At 74.5% G+C, this 22,763-nt stretch carries 16 protein-coding genes; 7 read left to right on the top strand and 9 right to left on the bottom strand.

The genetic code is table 11. From position 1 onward, the window contains the following. Positions 1-89 precede the first annotated feature (89 nt). Positions 90-779: a ProQ/FinO family protein gene (locus tag QM782_RS18840; RefSeq protein WP_415204420.1), complete on the top strand. Its 690-nt coding sequence runs from the start codon at positions 90-92 to the stop codon at positions 777-779. Positions 780-808: 29 nt separating this feature from the next. Here QM782_RS18840 and QM782_RS18835 read toward each other — a convergent pair whose 3' ends face one another. After that, on the bottom strand, positions 809-1,288 hold the full coding sequence (locus tag QM782_RS18835) for a hypothetical protein (RefSeq protein ID WP_415204419.1): 480 nt from the start codon (positions 1,286-1,288) through the stop codon (positions 809-811). Positions 1,289-1,451: 163 nt separating this feature from the next. Between QM782_RS18835 and QM782_RS18830 the strand changes: the two genes are divergently transcribed. Beyond that, positions 1,452-2,087: a glutathione S-transferase family protein gene (locus tag QM782_RS18830; protein ID WP_415204418.1), complete on the top strand. Its 636-nt coding sequence runs from the start codon at positions 1,452-1,454 to the stop codon at positions 2,085-2,087. Here QM782_RS18830 and QM782_RS18825 read toward each other — a convergent pair whose 3' ends face one another. The 3 genes from QM782_RS18825 to QM782_RS18815 all read right to left on the bottom strand — a co-directional run bounded on the left by QM782_RS18825 (position 2,088) and on the right by QM782_RS18815 (position 5,541). Further along, entirely contained in the window at positions 2,088-2,456 is a 369-nt protein-coding gene (locus QM782_RS18825; protein ID WP_415204417.1) for a translation initiation factor Sui1, read from the bottom strand. It lies immediately after the preceding gene. Positions 2,457-2,725: 269 nt separating this feature from the next. Further along, positions 2,726-3,901 (bottom strand): PLP-dependent aminotransferase family protein, encoded by a 1,176-nt coding sequence (locus tag QM782_RS18820; RefSeq protein ID WP_415205684.1) that lies wholly within the window; start codon positions 3,899-3,901, stop codon positions 2,726-2,728. Positions 3,902-3,930: 29 nt separating this feature from the next. Continuing rightward, the gene (locus tag QM782_RS18815; protein WP_415204416.1) at positions 3,931-5,541 is read right to left on the bottom strand and encodes a gamma-glutamyltransferase family protein; all 1,611 of its coding nucleotides are present in this window, start codon (positions 5,539-5,541) and stop codon (positions 3,931-3,933) included. Between the two features lie 63 nt (positions 5,542-5,604). Here QM782_RS18815 and nth point away from each other — a divergent pair, with 63 nt between their 5' ends. Continuing rightward, the gene (nth, locus tag QM782_RS18810; RefSeq protein ID WP_415204415.1) at positions 5,605-6,243 is read left to right on the top strand and encodes an endonuclease III; all 639 of its coding nucleotides are present in this window, start codon (positions 5,605-5,607) and stop codon (positions 6,241-6,243) included. An 8-nt stretch (positions 6,244-6,251) separates the two neighbouring features. Here nth and QM782_RS18805 read toward each other — a convergent pair whose 3' ends face one another. Both QM782_RS18805 and cobT read right to left on the bottom strand, forming a co-directional pair. Continuing rightward, positions 6,252-8,420 carry an EAL domain-containing protein gene (locus tag QM782_RS18805; RefSeq protein ID WP_415204414.1) on the bottom strand — a complete coding sequence of 723 codons (2,169 nt, stop codon included), beginning with the start codon at positions 8,418-8,420 and terminating at the stop codon, positions 6,252-6,254. Further along, positions 8,417-9,505, bottom strand: coding sequence for a nicotinate-nucleotide--dimethylbenzimidazole phosphoribosyltransferase (cobT, locus tag QM782_RS18800; protein WP_415204413.1), 1,089 nt, complete (start codon positions 9,503-9,505; stop codon positions 8,417-8,419). The genes QM782_RS18805 and cobT overlap by 4 nt, the downstream gene beginning before the upstream one ends. A gap of 154 nt (positions 9,506-9,659) precedes the next feature. On the opposite strand from cobT, the gene QM782_RS18795 reads away from it, so the two are divergent. Both QM782_RS18795 and QM782_RS18790 read left to right on the top strand, forming a co-directional pair. Beyond that, complete coding sequence (locus QM782_RS18795; RefSeq protein WP_415204412.1) at positions 9,660-10,853, top strand: DUF3182 family protein; 1,194 nt, start codon at positions 9,660-9,662, stop codon at positions 10,851-10,853. Then, positions 10,834-11,691 (top strand): alpha/beta hydrolase family protein, encoded by an 858-nt coding sequence (locus QM782_RS18790; protein ID WP_415204411.1) that lies wholly within the window; start codon positions 10,834-10,836, stop codon positions 11,689-11,691. The genes QM782_RS18795 and QM782_RS18790 overlap by 20 nt, the downstream gene beginning before the upstream one ends. Positions 11,692-11,707: 16 nt before the next feature. Here QM782_RS18790 and QM782_RS18785 read toward each other — a convergent pair whose 3' ends face one another. Next, positions 11,708-14,707 (bottom strand): response regulator, encoded by a 3,000-nt coding sequence (locus tag QM782_RS18785; protein WP_415204410.1) that lies wholly within the window; start codon positions 14,705-14,707, stop codon positions 11,708-11,710. Between the two features lie 48 nt (positions 14,708-14,755). Beyond that, positions 14,756-16,291, bottom strand: a complete 1,536-nt coding sequence (locus QM782_RS18780) for a cobyric acid synthase (protein WP_415204409.1) — start codon at positions 16,289-16,291, stop codon at positions 14,756-14,758. Positions 16,292-16,350: 59 nt separating this feature from the next. Between QM782_RS18780 and QM782_RS18775 the strand changes: the two genes are divergently transcribed. After that, positions 16,351-19,041 (top strand): GNAT family N-acetyltransferase, encoded by a 2,691-nt coding sequence (locus QM782_RS18775; protein WP_415204408.1) that lies wholly within the window; start codon positions 16,351-16,353, stop codon positions 19,039-19,041. 150 nt (positions 19,042-19,191) lie between these two features. After that, on the top strand, positions 19,192-20,979 hold the full coding sequence (locus QM782_RS18770) for a DUF2235 domain-containing protein (RefSeq protein WP_415204407.1): 1,788 nt from the start codon (positions 19,192-19,194) through the stop codon (positions 20,977-20,979). Positions 20,980-21,014: 35 nt separating this feature from the next. On the opposite strand, the gene QM782_RS18765 is transcribed toward QM782_RS18770, so the two are convergent. Further along, the gene (locus QM782_RS18765; protein WP_415204406.1) at positions 21,015-22,736 is read right to left on the bottom strand and encodes a ShlB/FhaC/HecB family hemolysin secretion/activation protein; all 1,722 of its coding nucleotides are present in this window, start codon (positions 22,734-22,736) and stop codon (positions 21,015-21,017) included. Positions 22,737-22,763: the final 27 nt, after the last annotated feature.

Here is a 22,763-nt window from a genome sequence, read left to right as displayed (position 1 = left end):
CGCCTGGCGCGTGTGACTTCTGCACGCCCGGATCGGCCCGATGCGTGCGCGGAATGCAGGCGACGCGCGCTTCCTACAATGCGCGCGCCATGACCGATGCCACGACCGAGCCCCAGACCGACCCCACCCCGCCCGGCCAGCGCGCCCGCAAGCGCCCGCCGCGCGGCGGCCCAGGCCGCACGCCCCACCCGCTGCTGGACCGGCTGGCGGAACTGCACCCCGCGCTGTTCGGCCCCCGCCCGCGGCCGCTGAAGCTGGGCACCTACGAGGACCTGCTGGCGCGCCATCCCGGGCTGTTCGACGCCGCCGAGCTGAAGGCCGCGCTGGGCCAGCACGCGCGCTCCTCGCGCTATCTGGAATGCCTGTCGCGCGGCGAGCCGCGGCACGACCTGGACGGGCAGTGCGCCGGGCCGCTGTCGCTGGAGCACCAGCACCATGCAGTGGTCGAGCTGTTCCGCCGCCGCCAGCACCGCAGCGCGGTGGACCTGCAGCCGGCGCTGCGCGCGCGCGTGCGCGACCTGTTCATCGCCAGCGGGCTGGACCGCGACGGCTATGCCAGCGCCGCGCGCATCCGCCGCGACACGCTGGACGCCCTGCTCGACCAGGCCCGGCAGGACCAGGCCGGCGACATCGCCCGGTGCGAGGCGCTGCTGCGCGCCTTCGAGGCCAGCGGCCTGGACGAAGCCGCCTTCGCCGAGCGCTACGGCCTGGCGCCGCAGGCCACCGCGGCGCAGCTGGCCCGCGCCCGCGACGAGCGGCGCATCCAGGCCGCCGGCTGACCCACGGCCCCGCGGCCCGCGCCGGCCGCTCAGCGCGGCACGACCAGCACCGGGTTGTCGGTCTTGGGCTCGATCGTGACCTCGCCCTGGCCCGGCGGCACGACCACGGTCTCGACCTGGCGGATCACGCCGCCGCCGCCGACGCTGCCGCTCTGGCTGCCGTAGCCCAGCACCCGGGCCGCGCAGGCCGCGTGGTCCTCGCCGCCCAGCGCATCGCAGCGGCGCATGGCGTTGGCGGCCATCTGCTGCGCGCCGGGGCTGCGCAGCTCGCCGCTCTTGCGGGCGGCCGCGGCGTTGGCGGCCTCGCGCAGGCAGGTGTCGCGCGCCTGCGGCGTGGCGCCTTCCAGGCAGGCGGCCCGTTCGCTGGCGTAGCTGCCGGAGCTGTCGATGCCGCTCGCATCGGGCGCCGCCGGCAGGACCTGCGCCTGCGCGGCGGCCGCGCCCACCGCGAGCGCGCAGGCCAGGCCGAACGACAGCAGCGCGGGCTGCTGGGGGGCGGACACGGACATGGCGGACCCTCTCTTCGTGCTGACGATGCATCCAGTCTAGGAAGGCACCCGCGCCCGCCGGGCCGGACGATGCCGGCACCTCCCGCGGCACGATCGCCGAAGCGGCTGTAGGAACGCGCCGTCGGCTGGCTACACTGGTTCGCGAACTGCACCGGAGACCGCCATGTTCACGCTCTTCTACGCCCCGAAGACCTGCGCCCGCGCATCCCACATCGCCCTGGCCGAGAGCGGCCTGCCCTACCGCATCCAGCGGCTGGATTTCGCCGGCGGCGAGCAGCGCTCGCCGGCCTACCTGGCGATCAACCCCAAGGGCCGCGTGCCGGCGCTGCAGACGCCGCGCGGCATCCTGACCGAGACACCGGCGATCCTCGCCTTCATCGCGCAGAGCGCGCCGGCCGCGCAGCTCGCGCCGCTGGACGACGCGTTCGCGTTCGCGCAGCTGCAGGCCTTCAACAGCTACCTGGCCTCCACCGTCCACGTGGCGCATGCGCACCGCACCCGCGGCGCGCGCTGGGCCGACGACGCGGCCGCGCAGGAGTCCATGCAGCGCAAGGTCGCCAGCAACATGCGCGATTGCTTCGAGCTGATCGCGGCCGGCATGCTGCAGGGGCCCTGGGTGCTGGGCGAGCGCTATTCGGTCGCCGACGCCTACCTCTACACCATCGCCAGCTGGCTGCCGGGCGACGGCGTGCCGCTGGACACGCTGCCGCAGATCCAGGCCCACCAGGCCCGCATGGAGGAACGGCCCGCCGTGCGCAAGGCCCTGGCGGAAGAAGCCGCGGGCCAGGTGCAGGCCTGATCAGCCGCCGGCGCGCTTGACCGACCAGCCCTGCTGCTGCAGCAGGGCCATGACCTGGGCGACATGGTCGCCCTGCACCTCGATCCGCCCGTCCTTGACTGTGCCGCCGGTGCCGCAGGCGGCCTTGAGCTGCTGGCCGAGCCGCAGCAGTTCGGCCGCGCCGACCGGCACGCCCCAGACCACGGTCACGCCCTTGCCCTTGCGGCCCTTGGTCTCCAGCCGCACGCGCACGGTGCCGTCGCCGGCCGGCACGGCCTCGGCCGCGGCGGCCTTGCAGGCGCACTGCGCGGCCGGCCGGCGGCAGGCCGGGCACATGCGCCCGCCGTCGGTCGAATAGACCAGGCTGCCGCCGCTGGTGACCCGCCCCATGTCAGTGCTCCCCGGCGCTGCGGACCACCCGCAGCCCGCGACAGCGGGCCGCAGGCAGCGGTTCGATCGGCCGCGGAGCAGGCCACGCCTGCGGACGCCGCGGAACGGGCCCGGCCCGGCCGCAGGCCTGCCTTGCAGGCCACGGCTGCTCCGGAGGAGCTGCCTCGCCGGGCCGTCCAGGCCGGCGCAGGCAGGCCCGGCGCCGCGGCCCTCCGTCCCCTGGAAAGGGTTGGCGGGGTACGCAGCGCACGGACTGGGGATGTCTCATGTCACAGCGCCTGGCCCAGGCGGGCGATGCCTTCCTCGATCTTGGCGGCGTCGGCCGTGGCGAAGGACAGGCGCAGCGTGGAATGGTCCGGCTGCTGCGCGTAGAACGGCGCGCCGGGCACGAAGGCGACCAGCTTCTCGATCGCACGCTGCGCGAAGGCGCCGGCATCGCGCCCGCCGGCCAGCCGCGCCCAGAAGAACATGCCGCCCTGCGGCGCGTCGAACGCGACCGCGTCACCCAGCACCGCGCGCAGCTGCTCGGCCATCACGCGCGCGCGCGCGGCGTAGACCTGGCGCACCCGGTCCAGCGCCGCGCCCATGCGGTCCAGCGCCAGGTACTGCGCGGCGATGGCCTGCGTCAGGTTGGAGGTGTGGGCGTCGGCGAACTGCTTGCACATGGTGGCGTTGGCCAGCAGCGCCGCGGGCGCCGCCAGCCAGCCCACGCGCAGGCCGGGCGACAGAATCTTGCTGAACGAGCCGCAGTAGGCCAGCCAGTCGCGGCTGCCGGGCACCTCGGCCGACAGCGCCAGCAGCGTGGGCGGCGGCGCCGCGCCGAAATACAGCTCGCCGTACGGATCGTCCTCCACCACCAGCGTGCGCGTGCGCGCCGCGATCTCCAGCACGCGGCGGCGGCGCTCCAGGCTCAGCATGGCGCCGCTGGGGTTGCCGAAGCTGGGCACCAGGTAGACCAGCTTGGGCCGGTGCTCCTCGATCAGGCACTCCAGCGCCTCCACCTGCACGCCGTCGGCGTCGATCGGCGCGCCGATGACCTCGGCGCCGTACAGCCGGAAGCACTGGATGGTCGCGAGGAAGGTCGGCGCCTCGACGATGACCTTGTCGCCGGGCGAGACCATGGTCTTGCCGATCAGGTCCAGCGCCTGCTGGCTACCGGTCGTCACGATCAGGCCCTCCGGCGCGACCGGCATGCCCTTGGCGGCCATGAAGCGGGCGATCTGCTCGCGCGCCGGGCCGTAGCCTTCGGTCGCGCCGTACTGCAGCACCGGGCCGGGCGCGTCGCGCAGCACGGCCTCGCTGGCCAGGCGGATGCCTTCGACGTCGAACAGCGAGGGATCGGGGAAGCCCCCGGCGAAGCTGATGATGCCGGGCTTGCCGAGCAGCTTGAACAGTTCGCGGATGGCCGAGGTCTCGACGTTCTGCAGTCGGTCGGCGAATGGCAGCATGAAAGGTTTCTCCTCTTGGGGGGTGGTCAGAAGCCGGCGGCCAGGCCGTCGCGGCGCGGGTCGCTGGCGGCCACGTAGCCTTCCACGGACGGGTCGCCGGCGCGCCAGATGAACTGGCCGGCGCCGAAGTCCAGGTAGGGGTCGCGGTTCAGGTCGATGCGGTGGCCGCGCGCCAGCAGGCCCTGGACCGTCGCCTGCGGCATGGTCGGCTCGACGTTCAGCGCCAGCCCGCCGTTGAAGCGCCAGCGCGGCGCGTCGCAGGCGGCCTGCGGGTTCTGGCCGAAGTCCAGCAGGCGCACCAGCGTCTGCAGGTGGCCCTGCGGCTGCATGTTGCCGCCCATCACGCCGAAGCTCATGGCCGGCTGGCCGTCGCGCGTCAGAAAGGCCGGGATGATGGTGTGGAACGGCCGCTTGCCGGGCGCCACCTGGTTCGGCCCCGGCAGCAGCGAGAAGCCGTGCCCGCGGTTCTGCAGGCTGATGCCGAAGCCGGGCTCGACCACGCCGGAGCCGAAGCCCAGGTAGTTGCTCTGGATGAAGCTGACCATCATGCCGCGCTCGTCGGCCGCGGTCAGGTAGATGGTGCCGCCCCTGGCCGGGTTGCCGGCCTGGAAGTCCTGCGCGCGCCGCGGGTCGATCAGCCGCGCGCGTGCCGCCAGGTAGCCGTCGTCCAGCAGCTGGTCCGGCGTGACCTCCATGCTGCGCAGCTCGGCCACGTGGCGGTAGACGTCGGCGAAGGCCAGCTTCATGGCCTCGATCTCCAGGTGCTGCACCTCCACGCCGTCCACCGGCAGGCCGGCGAGGTCGAAGCGCTCCAGGATGCCGAGCGCCATCAGCGCCGCGATGCCCTGCCCGTTCGGCGGGATCTCGTGCAGCGTCCAGCCGCGGTAGTCGCGCTGGATCGGCGCCACCCACTCGGGGCGGAAGGCCGCGAAGTCGGCCGCCGCCAGGCTGCCGCCGTGCGCCGTGACGAAATGCGCCGTGGCCGCGGCGATCTCGCCCTCGTAGAAGGCCTTGCCGCGGGTCGCGCCGATCGCCCGCAGCGCCCGCGCCGCGGCCGGGAAGCGGAACAGCTCGCCGACGCGCGGCGCCCGGCCCCAGGGCATGAAGGTCTGGGCGAAGCCGGGCTGCGCATGCAGCTCCTCCGCGGCGGCCTGCCACTTGTGCTGCACCACCACCGGCACCAGGTAGCCGCGCTCGGCGATCTCGATGGCCGGCTCCAGCAACTCGGCGAACGGCAGCGAGCCGAAGCGCTCGGACAGCGCGGCCCAGGCGCCCACGGCGCCCGGCACGGTGATGGCGTCGACGCCGCGCTTGGGCGGGGTGGTGGCGGCCTCGCCGTGGCGGCGGTGGAAGTAGCCCGGCGTCCAGGTCGCCGGAGCTTGGCCGGAGGCATTCAGGCCGTGCAGCTGCCGGCCGTCCCACAGGATGCAGAAGGCGTCGCTGCCCAGGCCGTTGCTGACCGGCTCGACCACCGCCATGGCCGCCGCGGCGGCGACGGCCGCGTCCACCGCATTGCCGCCGCGCCACAGCATGCGCAGCCCGGCCTGCGCGGCCAGCGGATGCGAGGTGCTGCAGACGTTGCGCGCGAACACCGGCCGGCGCGCCGTGGCGTAGGGATTGGCGAAGTCGAAGTGCATGGCGGCAGGACGGCGCGGTCGGCGGGGCGGCCATTGTAGGAGTCGCCCCTACACTGCCGCGCCATGACGCCCCACGACATCGAACAGTTCTTCGCGACCCTGCAGGCGGCCAACCCGCACCCCGTCACCGAGCTGGAATACACCAGCGTGTTCGAGCTGCTGGCGGCCGTGCTGCTGTCGGCCCAGGCCACGGACGTGGGCGTCAACAAGGCCACGCGCAAGCTGTTCCCGGTGGCCTGCACGCCGCAGCAGATGCTGGCGCTGGGCCTGGAGCGGCTGGAAGGCTACATCCGCACCATCGGCCTGTACCGCACCAAGGCGAAGAACCTGCTGGCCACCTGCCGCATCCTGGTCGAGCAGCACGGCGGCGAGGTGCCGCGCACGCGCGAGGCGCTGCAGGCGCTGCCCGGCGTCGGCCGCAAGACCGCCAACGTAGTGCTGAACGTGGCCTTCGGCGAGCCGACCATGGCGGTGGACACGCACATCTTCCGCGTCGCCAACCGCACCGGCCTGGCGCCCGGCAGGACGCCCGAGGCGGTGGAGCGCGGCCTGCTCGCGCGCGTGCCGCCGCGCTACCTGGTCGACGCGCACCACTGGCTGATCCTGCACGGCCGCTACGTGTGCCTGGCCCGCAAGCCGCAGTGCTGGCGCTGCGGCGTGGCGCGCTGGTGCGACTACCAGCCCAAGACGCTGGTGCCCTAGCCGCGGCGCTACTGCCCGCCCTGGGTCAGCCAGGCCGCCAGCGACTCGGGCGTCATCGGCCGGCCGAACAGGAAGCCCTGCACGATGGCGTTGCCGCGCTCGGCCAGCAGCTGGGCCTGCAGCGCGTTCTCCACGCCCTCGGCCACCACCGTCAGCTTCAGGCTGTCGCCGATGCGCAGGATGGTGCTGGTCAGCGCGCGGGCGGTGGCGCTGTCGCCCAGGTCGCGCACGAAGCTCTGGTCGAGCTTGAGCTCGTGGATCGGCAGCCGGTGCAGGTAGCTCAGGCTGGAGTAGCCGGTGCCGAAGTCGTCCAGCGACAGGTGCACGCCCATGGCGCGCAGCGCCTGCAGCACCGCCAGCACGTCGGGCGAGGCGTCCAGCAGCACCGACTCGGTCATCTCCAGCGTCAGGTCGCCGGGCTGCAGGCCGTGCGCGTCCAGCAGCGCGGCCACCAGCGCGACCAGCCCGTCGTCCTGGAAATTGCGCGCCGAGAGGTTGACCGCCACGCGCGGCACCGGCACGCCGCCGCGGCGCCACTGCGCCATCTGGCGGCAGGCCTCGGTCAGCGCCCAGCGGCCCAGCTCGACGACCATGCCGGCCTCCTCGGCCAGCGGGATGAAGCGCGAGGGCGGGATCTCGCCGAGCTCGGGATGGGTCCAGCGCGCCAGCGCCTCCACGCCGTACAGCCGGCCCGAGCGCCGGTCGACCTGCGGCTGGTACAGCAGCCGCAGGCCGCCGTCGCGCAGCCCCAGCCGCAGCGCCGCCTCCAGCGCCACGCGCTCGCGCGTGCGCTGCTGCATCTCCTCGTTGAAGAAGCGCGCGCCGCCGCGGCCGCTGGCCTTGGCCTGCACGCGCGCCATGTCGGCATGGTGCAGCAGCGTGTCGATGTCGCCGCCGTCGTCGGGGAACATGGCCACGCCGATGCTGGCCGCCGGCTGCAGCGTCGCGCCCGGCAGCGCCACCGGCTCCGCCACGGCCGCCAGCAGCCGCTCGGCCGCGGTGGCGGCCTGCTGCATCGCGCACGCGGGCAGGATCACCGCGAACTCGTCGCCGCCCAGCCGCCCGGTCAGGTCGATGCTGCGCACGCAGCGCATCAGCCGGCCGGCGATCTCGCGCAGCAGCGCGTCGCCGGCCGGATGGCCCTGGGTCTCGTTGACCAGCCGGAAGCGGTCCAGGTCGATGCACAGCACGGCCATCGGCGTGCCGGTGCCGGCCAGTTCCGGCAGCATCTGCGCGGCCCGCTCCTTCAGCGCGAAGCGGTTGGCCAGGCCGGTCAGCATGTCGAACGAGGCCAGCCGCTCCAGCCGCTGGCGCGCGCGCTCGCGCTCCAGCGCCAGCGCGCACAGGCGCACGGCGATCTCGGCCAGCCGGCGGTGCAGGCCGCTCGGGCCGCGGTGCTCGCGGAAGTACAGCGTGAACGCGCCGACCATGCCGCCGTCGCTGGCCAGGATCGGGCAGGACCAGCAGGCCCGCAGCCCGAGCGGCAGCACCAGCCCGCGCGCGCCCTCCCAGGCGCTGTCCGAGGCGATGTCGCGCACCTCCACCGGCTTGCCGCGCCAGGCCGCGGCACCGCCGCCGGCGGCGTCCGGCCCGACCGGGTAGCCGTCCAGCAGGTCGCCCAGCGCGGCGGGCAGGCCCGGCCCGGCCAGCGGATGCAGCAGGCCGTCCTCGTCGACGTCCAGCACCGAGCACAGCAGCTCGGGCGCGATGCGCTCGACCTCCTCGCAGACCAGGTTCATCAGGTCGGCCACCGGCAGCTCGCGCGCCATCGCGTCCAGCACGCGGTGCTGCAGCACTTCGTGCACCTTGGTCAGCGTGATGTCGGCCAGCAGCAGGCACATGTGCCGCACCCGCCCGCCGGCGTCGCGCACGGCGTTGCGGGTGACGGCCGCCCACAGCGGCCGGCCGCCGCGGGTGTACAGCAGCAGCTCGGTGCGCAGGTCCGGCGGCGTGGCCGGCGCCGCCACGCCGGCGAAGGGCGGCAGCTCCGTGGCCGGGCCGGCCAGCACCTCCAGCAGGCGCTTGCCGCGCATGTCGTCGGCGGTATAGCCGAACATGCGCGTGAAGCCGGGGTTGACGTCCTGCACCCGCCGGTCGGGGCCGCACAGCACGACGGCGTTGTCGCTGGCGTCGACCACCAGCGCAGCCAGGGCCGGCAGGGAGGCGTCGAGGTTCATCGCAGGGCCGTCGTCGGGGAAGGGGCCGGGCCGCCGCGGCTCACGCCGGCGCTGTCGAAGCTGGCCATCTCGCGCAGCAGCAGCACCGCCGATTGCAGCAACGGCCAGGCCAGTGCGGCGCCCGAGCCCTCGCCCAGCCGCAGCCCCAGGTCCAGCAGCGGCCGCGCGCCCAGGTGCGCCAGCGCCAGCGCGTGGCCGCGCTCGCCCGACAGGTGCGAGAACACGCAGTAGCCGCGCACGGCCGGCGCCAGCGCGTGGGCCACCAGCACCGCCGCGGTGGTGATGAAGCCGTCCACCACCACCACGCGGCGCTCGCACGCGGCCTGCAGCACCATGCCGGCCAGCGTGGCGATCTCCAGGCCGCCGAACGCGGCCAGCGCCTGCAGCGGCGCGCACGCGCCGGCATGGCGCGCGGACACGGCCTGCAGCACCCGCAGCTTGTGCGCCAGCGCCTCGCCGGCCAGGCCGGTGCCGGCGCCGGCGCAGGCGTCCACCGGGTGGCCGGTCAGCCGCGCCGTCAGCAGCGCGGCGGCCGAGGTGTTGCCAATGCCCATCTCGCCCAGCAGCAGCGCGTTGCCAGGCAGCTCGCGCACCAGCGCCATGCCGTGCTCCAGCGCGCACACGCACTGCACGGCCGTCATCGCCGGCCCCAGCGAGGCGTCGGCCGTTCCGGCCGCGGCCTTGCGCACCAGCAGGCCGGGGCGCGGCGCGAAGTCGTGCGCCACGCCGCAGTCGACCACGGTCAGCGCGAGGCCGTGCTGGCGCGCCAGCACGCTGACGGCGGCGCCGCCGGCCAGGAAGTTCTCGACCATCTGGCGCGTGACCTCCTGCCCGAAGGCCGAGACGCCCTGGGCCGCCAGCCCATGGTCGGCCGCGCAGACCACCAGCTGCGGCGCCTGCAGCCGCGGCGCCTCGCTGCGCAGCACCACGCCCAGCTGCACGGCCAGCGCCTCGAGCCGGCCGAGCGAGCCGGGCGGCTTGGTCTTGTGGTCCAGGAGGGATTGCAGGCGCTGCGCGAGCGCGGCGTCGGCCGCCTCGGCGACGGCCGGCGGGCGCCAGGAGATGGAAGGATCGGAAGGGCTCACAGCGCGCGATTGTCGCGCCGCGGGCATGGCCACATCGGCCACCGGCCGATCGGCCCTGTAGGCCGGCGCCGACTCCGCTTTCGTCCATTGGATGATGGGCGCGCCACCGCCGCCGCGGCGACAGTGGCGCCATCTTCCACGACGAGGTGCCGCCATGACACCACTGACGCCGTTCCCCGCCCCGCCCTCCTCGGCCCCGCCGCCGCTGCTGCCCTTGCCGGACACGCCGGCGACCGCCGCCGACAACGGCACCGTGATGGCCTGGACCCAGGGCCTGCGCGGCTACGCCAGCGCTCACGAGCAGATGACGCGCATGGAAGTGGTGCGCCGGCTGGCCCGGCTCAAGGGCTACGGCGTCAGCGAGGAGTTCGCGCAGCCGCCGGCCGGCCCGACGTACCTGGTCCCCAGCGACACGCTGGTCGGCCTGGAGCGCGCCCGGGCGCTGGGCATCCGCAGCCGCGACGACTTCTTCGGCGGCCTGGTGCCCTGGCCGTTCGTCGCCACCAAGGCGATCACGCATCCGCTGGTGGCGCCCGGCGCGTGGGCCCCGCAGGGCTGGAGCGCCGACTTCAGCCGCATGCTCGGCGACGCGGTGCTGCCCGGCTTCACCGCGTTCACGCGCGCCGATGCCGCCACCGCCGCCGACCGGCTGCTCGCCGCCGGTGCGGTGCGCATCAAGCGGGTGCGCGCGACCGGCGGCAGCGGCCAGACCGTGGTGCGCGACCGCGCCGCCTGCGCGCGGTGCCTGGCCGCGCTGTCCGACGAGGAACTGGAGCACGACGGCGTGGTGCTCGAACAGAACCTGCGCCAGGTCGAGACGCTCAGCGTCGGCCAGGTGCACGTGGCCGGCCTGGTCGCCACCTACCACGGCGTGCAGCGGCTGACGCGCAACCACCACGGCGAAGAGGTCTATGGCGGCTCGGACCTGACCGTGGTGCGCGGCGACTTCCAGGCGCTGCTGGCGCTGCCGCTGGCGCGCGAGGTGCGCGTCGCCGTCGAGCAGGCGCTGCTGTACGACAGCGCCGCCGCGGCCTGCTTCCCCGGCTTCCTGGCCTCGCGCATCAACTACGACGTGGCCCAGGGCCGGATGCCCGACGGCAGCTGGCGCTCCGGCGTGCTGGAGCAGTCCTGGCGCGCCGGCGGCGCCACCGGCGCGGAGATCGCCGCGCTGGAGGCCTTGCGGGCCGACCCGCGGCGCCACGTGGTGCGCGCCAGCGGCCACGAGATCTACGGCCCCTGCGGCGAGCCGCCGCCCGGCGCCGTGGTCTATTTCCGCGGCGTGGACGACCAGGTCGGCCCGCTGACCAAGTACACCGTCCTCGCCAACGATGACCACCACCCGGCATAACAGCATCCACATCCCCGTCGGCGACCGCAGCATCGCCGGCACCCTGGTCGGCCCCAACACGCTGATGCCCGGCGTGATGCTGGTGCACGGCTGGGACGGCAGCCAGGAGCAGTACATCGCCCGCGCCCACGAGATCGCCGCGCTCGGCTGCATCTGCCTGACCTTCGACCTGCGCGGCCACGCCAGCGACCGCGCCGCGCGCGACATGGTCACGCGCGAGGACAACCTCGCCGACATGCTGGCCGCCTACGACGTGCTGGTCGGCCACCCGTCGGTGGACGGCACGGCGGTGGCGGTCGTGGGCAGCAGCTACGGCGGCTACCTGGCGGCCATCCTGTCGTCGATGCGGCCGGTGCGCTGGCTCGGCCTGCGGGCGCCGGCGTTGTACAAGGACGAGGACTGGCTGGTGCCCAAGCGCTCGCTCAGCCGCGAGGAGCTGGTGACCTACCGCAACAGCGCGGTCGCGCCCACCGCCAACCGCGCGCTGGGCGCGGCCGCGCGCTTCGCGGGCGACGTGCTGCTGGTCGAGTCCGAGTTCGACGTGATGGTGCCGCACCCGGCCATCAAGAACTACCTGGACGCCTTCCAGCACGCCCATTCGATGACCTACCGCGTGATCAAGGGCGCCGACCACAGCCTGTCGCAGAAGGCCTGGAGCCAGTCCTACACGAACCTGCTGGTCAAGTGGGTCGGCGAGATGGTCGAAGGCGCCCGCGAGGAGGCCGAGGCGGCCCGCGCCCGCGCCGCGGCGAAGAAGGAGAAGGCCGGCGCCAGGGTGCTGCACTCGGCCAGCGGCAAGGTGCTGGCCTCGGGCTCGGACACGCCGGCGATCGCCTGACCCACCGCCCCGCGCGTCAGCGCTGCGCTTCCCAGCGCGACAGCGCCGCCAGCGCGTCGTCGAAGCGGTACTCGGCCACGGCGGCCAGCACCTCTTGCAGCGCCGGCGCCGCCGGGCTGCCGGCGGCGGCGTCCTGCAGCGCCGGGCGCAGCGCCAGCGCCTCGGGGTCCGAGTCCTCCAGCAGCGCGCGCAGCTCGCGCGTGAGCTGCGCGAGCGAGGCCGGACGCCCGGCCGGCGCCGCCGGGGGCGCCGGCACCGGGGCGACGGGCGGCAGCGCCGCCAGCCCGGCCAACACCGGCGAGAGCTGGCGCGCCACCTCCGCCAGCGCCGCCATCTGCTGCGCACGCGGCCGGCCCTGGCGGCAGGCCAGTTCCAGCGCGGCCGCGGCCTCCCAGACCTCACTGGCGCCGATGGTGCCGGCCGTGCCGCGCAGCGTGTGCGCCAGCCGCGCCGCCAGGGCGGTGTCGCCGGCATCCAGCGCGGCGCCGACGTCGCGCGAAAAGCGCGCGTGGGCCGCCGCGAACTGCTCCAGCAGGCTGCGGTACAGCCGCGCGTTGTGCTGGGTGCGGCGCAGGCCGCCGGCCACGTCGATGCCCGGCAGGCCCTCGGGCAGCAGCGGCGCCGGCGCGCTGGCGAGCGCCGGCGGCGCGGGCGCCGGGCGCCGCGGGCGGATCCAGCGCGCCATGGTGCGGAACATCTCGTCCACGTCGATGGGCTTGGAGATGTGGTCGTTCATGCCGGCCGCCAGCACGCGCTCGCGGTCGCCGGCCATGGCGTTGGCGGTCATCGCCAGGATCGGCAGCGCGCGCCAGCGCGCCTCGGCGCGGATCGCGCGCGTGGCCGCGAAGCCGTCCATCACCGGCATCTGGCAGTCCATCAGCACGCCGTCGAAGCCGCCGTCGCGCGCCAGGATGGCCAGCGCCTCGGCGCCGTCGCCGGCCAGCACCACGTCCAGGCCGGCCTGGGCCAGCAGGTCCAGCGCCAGCTCCTGGTTCAGCGCGTTGTCCTCCACCAGCAGCACGCGCGCGCCGGCCAGCGCGGCCGCGGCGTCGCCGGGCGCCGGCATGGCCACGCCGCTGGCGGCGGCCTGCGGCGCCAGCACCTCGCCGATGGTCTCCAGCAGCGTCGAGGGCGTGACCGGCTTGGTCAGCACGGCCTGCAGCGCCACGCCGGCCGAGCGCGCCGACTCCATGACCTCCTCGCGCGCATAGGCCGTGACCATGATGCTGGAGCGGGCATGGTCGATGCGCTGCGCCTGCAGCTGGCGCAGCGCCTCCACGCCGCTCATGCCGGGCATCTTCCAGTCCACCAGCAGCAGCTCGTAGGGCGCGCCGCCGCGCGCGGCCTGGTCGGCGGCCAGCACCGCCGCCTCGCCGCTGACGGCGGTGTCCACCGCCAGCCCGAGCTCGCGCACCAGCGCGGCCGTGATGTCGCGCGCGATCGCGTTGTCGTCCACCACCAGCGCGCGCAGGCCTTCGAGCTGCCGCGCCAGCGGCATGCGCGGCAGCAGCGGCCCGGGCTCGGCGGCGCCCGGCTGGCGCCCGTACGGCAGCACCACCCGGAAGCACGAGCCCTGGCCCGGCCGGCTCTCCACCGACAGGCGCCCCTGCATCAGCGCCACCAGCTCGCGGCAGATCGCCAACCCCAGGCCGGTGCCGCCGTAGCGGCGCGAGGTCGAGCTGTCGGCCTGCGTGAAGGACTGGAAGATCTGCGTGCACTGCTCGGCCGTCATGCCGATGCCGGTGTCGCGCACCAGGAACTCCAGCTCGACCCGCTGCGCGTCGGACGACAGCATGCGCACGCCGACCGTGACCTCGCCGCGCTCGGTGAACTTGACCGCGTTGTTGACCAGGTTCAGCAGCACCTGGCTGAGCCGCAGCGGATCGCCGACCAGCGCCATCGGCACCTCGCTGGGCAGGTCGAACACCAGCTCCAGCCCCTTCTCGTCGGCCCGGAAGCCGACCTGGTTGGCCAGGTCGTCCAGCAGTTGGTCGAGCCGGAACGGCACCTGCTCGATGGCCAGCTTGCCGGCCTCGATCTTCGAGAAGTCCAGGATGTCGTTGACGATGCCGAGCAGGCCCAGCGCCGCGCGGTGCGCCTTCTCCACGTAGTTGCGCTGGCGCGGCGTCAGGCCGGTCTGCAGCGCCAGCCGCGACATGCCGATGATGGCGTTCATCGGCGTGCGGATCTCGTGGCTCATGTTGGCCAGGAACTGGCTCTTGGCGCGGGCCGCCTGCTCGGCCTGCTCCTTGGCGGCCAGCAGGTCGCGCATCAGCTGCGAATTGCGCTCGCTCATGCGCGCGTCCATCACCGTCAGCAGGATCGTGAAGCCCAGCACCACGAAGGCCAGCACGCTGACCGCCGCCGCCAGCCCCTGCGCCGGCACGCCCCAGGCGCTGGGCATGCTGACGCAGCCGTCGGCGAGGCGCGTCGCCGCCATGCCGGTGTAGTGCATCGCGGCCACCGTGGCGCCCAGCACCAGCGCCGCCAGCGGGCGGGTGCCCCGGGCGCCGGCATGCCGCGCATGGTGGAAGGCCAGCGCCACGCCGACCGCCGACAGCGCCACCGCCACGCCGACCGACACCAGCACCATGCGCACGTCGAAGCCGACCGGCGGCGACAGCTCGATCGCCAGCATGCCGGCATAGTGCATCGTGCCGATGCCGCCGCCCAGCACCAGCGCGCCCAGCAGCACGTGGCCGGCGCGCGGCACCCGCACGCTGCCGAGCAGCCACAGCAGCAGCGCGGCGGCCAGCGTCGAGGGGATGATGGACAAGGCCGTCCACAAGGCGTGGTAGCTCAGCGCGATCGGCAGGTGCAGCGCCAGCATGCCGACGAAGTGCATGGCCCAGATGCCGAAGCCCAGCGCCGCCGCGCCGCCGGCCAGCCAGAAGCGCCAGGCCCGGCTCCTGCGGTCGGCCAGGCGGACGGCGATGCCCAGCGCCGCGTAGGAAGCCACCACGGCGATGGCGACCGACAGCGCCACGAGCCAGGGGTTATGGGTGGAGGGAAACACTCAGCTGTTCCGTTTTTGAACCGCCGAATTTACTAAATTGTTGCAAAACTAGCACATAAGGCGCTCCAGCACGCCCGCGTCCATGTGCCGGTCGACGAAATCGGCCAGCCCGTCGAACACCTGCTCCAGCGTCGGCGCGGCGGCGCCGAACAGCGCGCGCAGCACCGCGGCGTTCTCGAACAGCCCGTGCAGGTACACGCCCAGCACGTTGCCCTGGGCCCCGCCGTGGCCGGCCTGCCAGCCCAGCACCTCCGTCCCCGCCTGCAGCGCCGGTACCGCCGGCTGGCCGGCGCGCGCCAGGCCGGGGTGCGGCGCGGTCCGGCCGTGGCGGATCTCGTAGCCCTGCACCGCCAGGCCGGACAGCGCCTGCCACGGCCCCTGCAGCGCGCCGAAGCGCGCCTGCGTGGCGCGCACCGTCTTGTCCGGCGCGAACGCGGTGACCAGCGGCAGCAGGCCCAGGCCGGGCGCGTTGGCGTCAAAGCCCGCGCCGCCCTCGACGCCGTGGGGGTCGACCAGCGCCTCGCCCAGCATCTGCAGCCCGCCGCAGACGCCCAGCACCGTGCCGCCGGCCGCGGCGTGGGCGGCCACGGCCGCGTCCAGCCCCTGGGCGCGCAGCCAGGCGAGGTCGGAGCTGGTGTGCTTGGAGCCGGGCAGCACGATCCAGTCCGCCGGCGCCAGGCCGGCCAGCTGCGCCGGAGAGCGCACCCAGACCAGGCGCAGGCCGGGCACGTTCTTCAGCGGCTGGAACTCGTCGAGGTTGCTGATGCGCGGGTAGGCGACGACCGCCACCGTGCGCCGCACCGGGCCGGCGCCGGCGGCCGCGGCGTCGTCGAAGACCCCGTCCTCCTCCGGCAGGCCGTGCTGGCGCCACATCGGCAACACGCCCACGGTGGGCACGCCGGTCATCTGCCGCAGCAGCTCGGGCCCGGGCGCCAGCAGCGCCGCGTCGCCGCGGAACCGGTTCAGCACGAAGCCGTGGATCCACGCGCGCTGCGCCGGCGGCAGCAGCGCCCAGGTGCCGTACAGGTGCGCGAAGGCGCCGCCGCGGTCGATGTCGGCGACCAGCAGGCAGCGCGCCTGCGCATGCCCGGCCACGCGCATGTTCACGATGTCGCTGTGCGCCAGGTTGATCTCGGCCGGCGAGCCGGCGCCCTCGATCACCAGCACGTCGTGCTCGGCGCGCAGCGCGTCCAGCGCCTGCGCGACCTGCGGCCACACGTGGGCGCTGCGCGCGCGCCAGGGCATGGCGGTCAGCGCCGCGTCCACCTGGCCGAGCAGCACGACCTGGCTGTGGGTGTCGCGCTCGGGCTTGAGCAGCAGCGGGTTCATGCGCACCTGCGGCACGGCGCGCGCGGCCAGGGCCTGGAAGTACTGGGCGCTGCCGATCTCGCCGCCGCCGAGCCCGGGCGCCGCCACCACGCGCGCGTTGTTGCTCATGTTCTGCGCCTTGAACGGCGCGACCTTCAGGCCCTGCCGCGCGTACCAGCGGCACAGCGCGGTGGCCAGCCAGCTCTTGCCGGCGCCGCTGGTGGTGCCCAGTACCATCACGCAGCGGGCCGGGCCCGGGGTTTGCTTGCTCTGCATCAGGCGATTCTGCCGCCCGGCACGGGCCCGACACGGGCCGCATCCACAATCGGATCTCCATGGACAAGCACTACCTGACCCCCTTGCTGACGCCGCAGTCCATCGTCGTGCTGGCCGGCGACGCGGACGCGCCCGACACCCTGACGCCGCAGGCGGGACAGTTGCAGGCGAACCTGCGCGCCCAGCACTACAACGGCCGGCTCACCTTCCTGGACACGCACACCAGCGGCACGCTGGCCGACCTGGCCCAGGCCCAGGCCGACCTGGCCGTCATCGCGCTGCCGCCGGCGGAGGCGGTGCCGGCCATGGAGCTGGCCAGCCGCATCGGCTGCCGCGCCGCGCTGGTGCTGTGCCCCGGCCTGGACGGCGCGCAGATCGCCGAACTGCAGCGCATCGCGCGGCGCGACAACATGCACCTGATGGGCCCGAACGGCCTGGGGCTGCAGCGCCCGGCGCTGGGGCTGAACGCCTCGATGCTCGGCCCGCTGGCGGCCAGCGGCCCGCTGGGGCTGGTGTCGCAGTCCGGCGCGCTGACCTCCTCGATGCTGGACTGGGCGCGCAGCAACGCGGTCGGCTTCTCCACGGTGGCCTCGATGGGGCCGCACCCGTCGGTGGACATCGCCCAGGTACTGGACTTCATGGCCAACGACCCGGCCACGCACAGCATCATCGTGTACCTGGAAGGCATCCTGTCCGCGCGCCGCTTCATGAGCGCGCTGCGCTCGGCCGCCAACGTCAAGCCGGTGGTGGTGCTCAAGGCCGGCCGGCGCCCGGCCGGCAACGAGGCGGCGCAGACGCACAGCGGCGCCATCGTCGGCTCCGACGACGTGTTCGACGCCGCGCTGCGCCGCGCCGGCGCGGTGCGCGTGCGCTCCTTCGTCGAGCTGTTCTCCGCCGCCAAGTGCCTGGCCTCGCGCTACCGGCCGGTCGGCCGGCGGCTGGCGGTGGTCACCAACGGCGGCGGGCCCGGCGTGCTGGCGGCCGACTGGATCAACGAGATCGGCCTGGAGCTGGGCCGCGTGTCGACCGAGACCGCCTCGGCGCTGGCGCCGCAGCTGCCGCCCGGCGCCTCGCTGACCGACCTGATCGACCTGTCCGAGGAGGCCACGGCCGCGCAGTACCGGGCGGCGATCGAGGGCGCCTCGCGCGACCGGCAGATCGACGGCGTGCTGGCGATCTACTCGTCCAAGCCCGGCGGCCCGGCCGACGAGGTGGCGCAGGTGCTGGCCGATGCCCGCAACAAGGTGTCCAAGCCGCTGCTGGCCTGCTGGATGGGCGACGCCTCGGTCGGCCAGGCGCGCCGGGTGCTGGACGGCGCCGCGATCCCGAGCTTCCGCACGCCCGAGGCGGCCGTCGGCGCCTTCGGCAACATCGCCTCCTTCTACCAGAACCAGCAGCTGCTGCAGCAGACGCCGCCGCCGCTGTCGGCGCTGGCCAAGCCCGACGTCGAGGGCGCGCGGCTGGTCATCGAGAGCGTGCTGGCCGAGCGCCGCAAGGTGCTGACGGAGATGGAGTCCAAGACGCTGCTGTCGGCCTTCCACATCCCGGTGACCAACACCATCCTCGCGCGCAACGCCAACGAGGCCATGATGATCGCCACGCAGCTGGGCTTCCCGGTGGCGCTGAAGATCGACTCGCCCGACATCACCCACAAGAGCGACGTGCAGGGCGTGGCGCTGAACGTGATGAGCGGCCCCAGCGTGCGCGACACCTACCAGGACATGGTCGAGCGCGTGGCCCGGCTGCAGCCCGGCGCGCGCATCAATGGCGTGACGGTGCAGAAGATGGCGCGCGCGCAGCGCGGCCGCGAGATCTGCATCGGCATGGTCACGGACGAGCCGTTCGGCCCGGTCATCATGTTCGGCGCCGGCGGCACCATGATCGAACTGATCCGCGACCGCGCGATGGAACTGCCGCCGCTGAACCAGTTCCTGGCGCGCCGGCTGATCGAGCGCTCGCGCGTGGCCGAGACGCTGGGCGAGTGGCGCGGCGCCGCCGCGGCCGACCGCGAGGCGCTGGAGCGCGTGCTGCTGCGCGTGTCCGAGATGGTCTGCGAGCTGCCGCAGCTGCGCGAGATGGACATCAACCCGCTGATCCTGGACGAGAACGGCGTGGTCGCGGTGGACGCGCGCATCGTCATCGACCACGTGCCGCAGGCCGCCGGCATGGCCGGCGGCAGCTACGGCCACCTGGCGATCCTGCCCTACCCGGCGCGCTACGAGCAGCTGCTGCCGCTGCGCGGCGGCGGTGAGTACACGATCCGCCCGATCCACCCCGGCGACGCGCAGATGCTGCAGGACTTCGTGCAGGCGCTGTCGCCCGAGAGCCGCTACTTCCGCTACGTCTCCTCGATGACGGAGCTGCCGCCGGCCATGCTGGCGCGCTTCGCGCTGATCGACTACGACCGCGAGATGGCGCTGGTGGCCGTGCTGAAGCAGCGCACTGCCGCCGCCGACGGCACCATCGTCGAGACCGAGCGCGTGATCGGCGTCTCGCGCTACGTCACCAACCCGGACCAGGCCAGCTGCGAGTTCTCGCTGGTCGTGGCCGACGACATGGCCGGCAAGGGCCTGGGCACGCGGCTGATGGAGGCCATCATGCAGGCCGCACGCGACAAGGGCCTGACCGAGATCCAGGGCCTGGTGCTGGCCTCCAACCCCAACATGCTCAAGCTGATGCGCGCGCTGGGGTTCTCGGTCAAGGCCTACCCGGACGACCCGGACTTCCGGCTGGCGACGCACGCGCTGTAGCGGTCGGCCGGGCGGCCGTGGCGCCCCGGCACCGGGGCGCCCGGGCGGGAAAGGCGTTCTGCCGGCACCGCCCCGGATCGCCGCGCACACGCCACCGTCCGCAAGAGGGGGGGATGGCACCCGCGCGCGGGCGGCGCCACACTCGGGCCCATGGACCGCAGCCCGGACACCCCGCCCCCGCGCCAGCTCGTGCTGCTGTGCGACGGCACCAACAACACCCTCAGCGGCCGGCTGGCCGACACGCACGTGGTGCTGCTCGCGGAGCTGCTGCGCCGCTTTCCCGACGGCGACGGGGAGCGGCTGATCTACTACGACCCCGGCGTCGGCAACCCCGGCGTGCTGCCCGGCACCACCTGGATCGACAGCGCCCACCGCAAGCAGCAGCGCCTGTTCGGCCTGGCCTTCGGCCGCGGGCTGTACGACAACGTGGCCGAGGGCTACCGCTTCCTGATGGCCAACTGGCGGCCAGGCGACCAGGTCTTCCTGTTCGGCTTCTCGCGCGGGGCGTTCACCGCACGCTCCATCGGCGGCATGGTCAACGCCTTCGGCATCGTCGACGGCCACCAGGACACGCTGGTCGACAGCCTGGTGGCGACCTACTTCGCGCCGCAGACCAGGCCGCGCCGGGCCGTCCAGCAGCAGGCGGCGCGGCTGTTCGGCCAGGACCGGCCGGGCGAATCGTGGCCGATGCTGCACTTCGTCGGCGTCTGGGACACCGTGGCCTCGGTCGGCGTCTGGCCGTTCGCCTTGAAGATCACCGCCTCGCCCGACCTGGCCGGCAAGCACTTCCGCCACGTGCGCCAGGCGCTGGCGCTGGACGAGCAGCGCGCCTCCTACCAGCCGCGCGCCTACGCGCAGGACGACGGCCCGTTCGCGCTGGCCGACGGCAGCGGCGGCGACGTGCGGCAGCGCTGGTTCCGCGGCGCGCACTGCGACGTGGGCGGCGGCTACCTCTACGCCGACAGCGAGCTGTCGCGCACGCCGTTCGCCTGGCTGGCGGCCGAGGCCATGGCCTGCGGCCTGCGCCTGAGCGGCCTGCAGGTGCAGCCGGGCGAGGCCGGCGAGGACGCCGTGCGGCGCGTGCTGCCGCTGCTGGACCCGCCCTGCCCGCCGCGCCGGCCGGCCCGCGTTTCCAGCCAGACCAGCGCGATGCCGCTGTGGGCGCTGGCCGGCCTGCAGGTGCGCGACACGCGGCACGCCGCCATCGACGGTCGGCCCGGCCAGCCGGTGGCGATGCAGGCGCATCCGTCGGTGGCCGCATGGCAGGCGGTGTTCCCGGCCGGCACGGCCTGGTGCGGCGGCTGGATCTGGCGGCACTGGAAGCTGCTGGTGCTGGCGCTGGTGTTCCTGGCCGTGTTCGTGCTCCAGGCCGGCGAGGCGCTGCATGTGCCACCGCAGGGCGCGGCGTGGGGCGCCAGGTTCGCCGCGGCGCAGCAGGCCAATTGGGCGCTGGCGTGCTGGCAGGGCAGCCTCGCGACCATGCAGGCATGGCGTGCCACGGCCTTGGCTTTCGACCACCCGTTTCATGCGCTGGGCTGGGACCTGCCGCTGATCGTGGCCTATGCCTGCCTGCTGTCGATGCCCGCGAGCTGGGCCTTCGCGCGCTGCGCCGGGCTGGTCCGCTTCGGCCAACGGGTGCCGGGCTGGCTGCGCTCGGCCGGCTGGGCGCTGCCGCTGATGGTCGCCGCCGACCTGGCGGAGGACGGACTGACGGCCCTGGCCTTCGCGCTGCTGCTGCACTGGCCGCAACCCGGCGCCGTGGACGGCATCCTGCACGGCGTGCCGCTGCCGGCGCTGCAGGCACTGCTGCTGGCGCTGCGGGTGCTGGTCTGGCTGGCCAGCGCCGCCAAGTGGGCCGGGCTGGCGGGCGTGGCCGGGCTGTTCGTCGCCGGCGGCCTGAAGCGGCAGGAACGGCAGTTGGCCGGCGGCCGCGGCTGACGACTGCCGCATCGGCATTCCCCGCCGGCCGACGCCTAGAACACCCAACCGCCCTGCAGCATCCAGCGCGTGCGCGCGGCGCTCTCGCTGCGCGGCTCGCCGCCTACCGTGCGGCGGGCCACCTGCAGCTTGGCGAAGCCGCCCCGGACCATCGCCACGCCCAGCGACAGGCCGACGTCGCCCAGCGTGCGCCCCTGGCCGGCGTCGCCGACGGGCCGCGCCGCGCGGGCCCAGCCGTAGTCCACGAACGGCCCGGCCGTCCAGCGCAGCGCGTCGCTGCCCATGGCGCCCAGGTCCTTGGCCAGCTCCAGGTGGACCAGCGCCGCATGGTCGCCGCTGAGTTCGCCGATCGGATAGGCCAGCACGCCGCCGCCGCCGGACACGCCCATGCGCTCGCTGCCGTCCAGGTTGCGGTTGGACAGCGTCCACTGCGCGCGCGCATTGGTGTGCAGCGTCAGCCCCGCCGCCAGCAGCGTCGCGCGCGCCACGCCCAGGTTCAGCTTGGCATAGCCGCCCTGGGTGTCGTCGCCCACCGCATCCAGCGCCTTCGCGGCCGCGTCGCGGAAGGCCAGCCGCCCGACGGTCAGCGCGGCCTCGGCCACGGTCAGCCCGTCGTGGCCGGCGATGGCGTGCTCGAGGCGCCCCTTCACGCTGGCGGTGGCGCTGTACGCCCGCTTGGGCGTGACCGTGCCGGTGCTGCCGATCTCGTCGCGCAGGCGCCGCGCCGCCAGGGTGAGGCCCGCTTCCACGCTGGCCGCGCGCGTGCGCTTGAGCGGCGTGGTCACGCCCAGTTCCAGCGCGTCGGCGGTGCCGGTGGCGTCCAGCGCCGCGTAGCGGTCGCCCAGCTCGTAGCGGGTGCGCGACAGCGCCGCCTCCAGGCGCGTGCCGTTGCTCGCCAGCAGCGCGGAATACGCCACGCGGCCGTTGGCCAGGCCGGCCTGCTCGGTCAGCAGGCCGCTGGCCGACAGGCGGTCGCCGCGGCCGGTGGGCGAGTTCCAGTCCACGTTGCCCGACAGCCGGCCCTTGCCGGTGTAGCGCGAGCCGTGGTTGTCGGCCAGCACGTAGCCGGTCACCGCCGGCGTGGCCTGGGTGCCGATGGCGAAGTCGCTGGTGCCCACGCGCTCGCCGGGCATCACGTCGGCGCGCACCACCTGCACGCCGGGCGTGTCGTTGATGATCAGCATCGCCCGCTCCAGCGTGTCCAGCGAGACGATGTCGTACTGCTTCACGTCGTCCAGCAGGCCCTGCACCACCGGGTCGTTCACGCGCGACTGGTTGTCCAGCACGAAGCGGCCGTAGTTGCCCTCCACCACGCGCAGCGTCAGCACGCCGTCGTGCAGTTCCTGCGCCGGCACGTAGGCCCGCGCGACGAAGTAGCCCTGGGCACGGTAGTAGCGCGTGAGCTTGGCGGCCACCGCCTCCAGCTCGGGCAGCGTGTAGCGCTTGCCGGCCTCGCCCTGCAACTCGCCCGCCAACTGGGCCTGCAGCGTGGCGGTGTCGATCACGCGGTTGCCGGTGATGTCGAAGCGGCTGACCTGCACGGCCGGGCCGCCGCCGGGCAGCGCCTGCATCGGCGGCGCCGGCGGGGCGTTGCCGATGGCCGGCAGGGCGGGTTCCTGCTCGGCCTGCCTGGGCGGGGCCGGCACCTGGCGCAGCGCATCGCCGATGCCCGGGGGCGTTTGTGGCGGTGTCTGCGCCTGCGCGGCCAGGCTGGCCAGCGCCAGGGCGATCGACACGGAGAGGCGGGACGTTGTCATGGAAGCCCGAAGGGTGGTGACCATTGG

The sequence above is a fragment of the Pseudorhodoferax sp. genome, from assembly GCF_047601025.1.
GTDB lineage: Bacteria > Pseudomonadota > Gammaproteobacteria > Burkholderiales > Burkholderiaceae_C > Pseudorhodoferax.
Note: the sequence above shows the minus strand (reverse complement) of the source record. Positions and strands in the feature narration are given on the sequence as shown.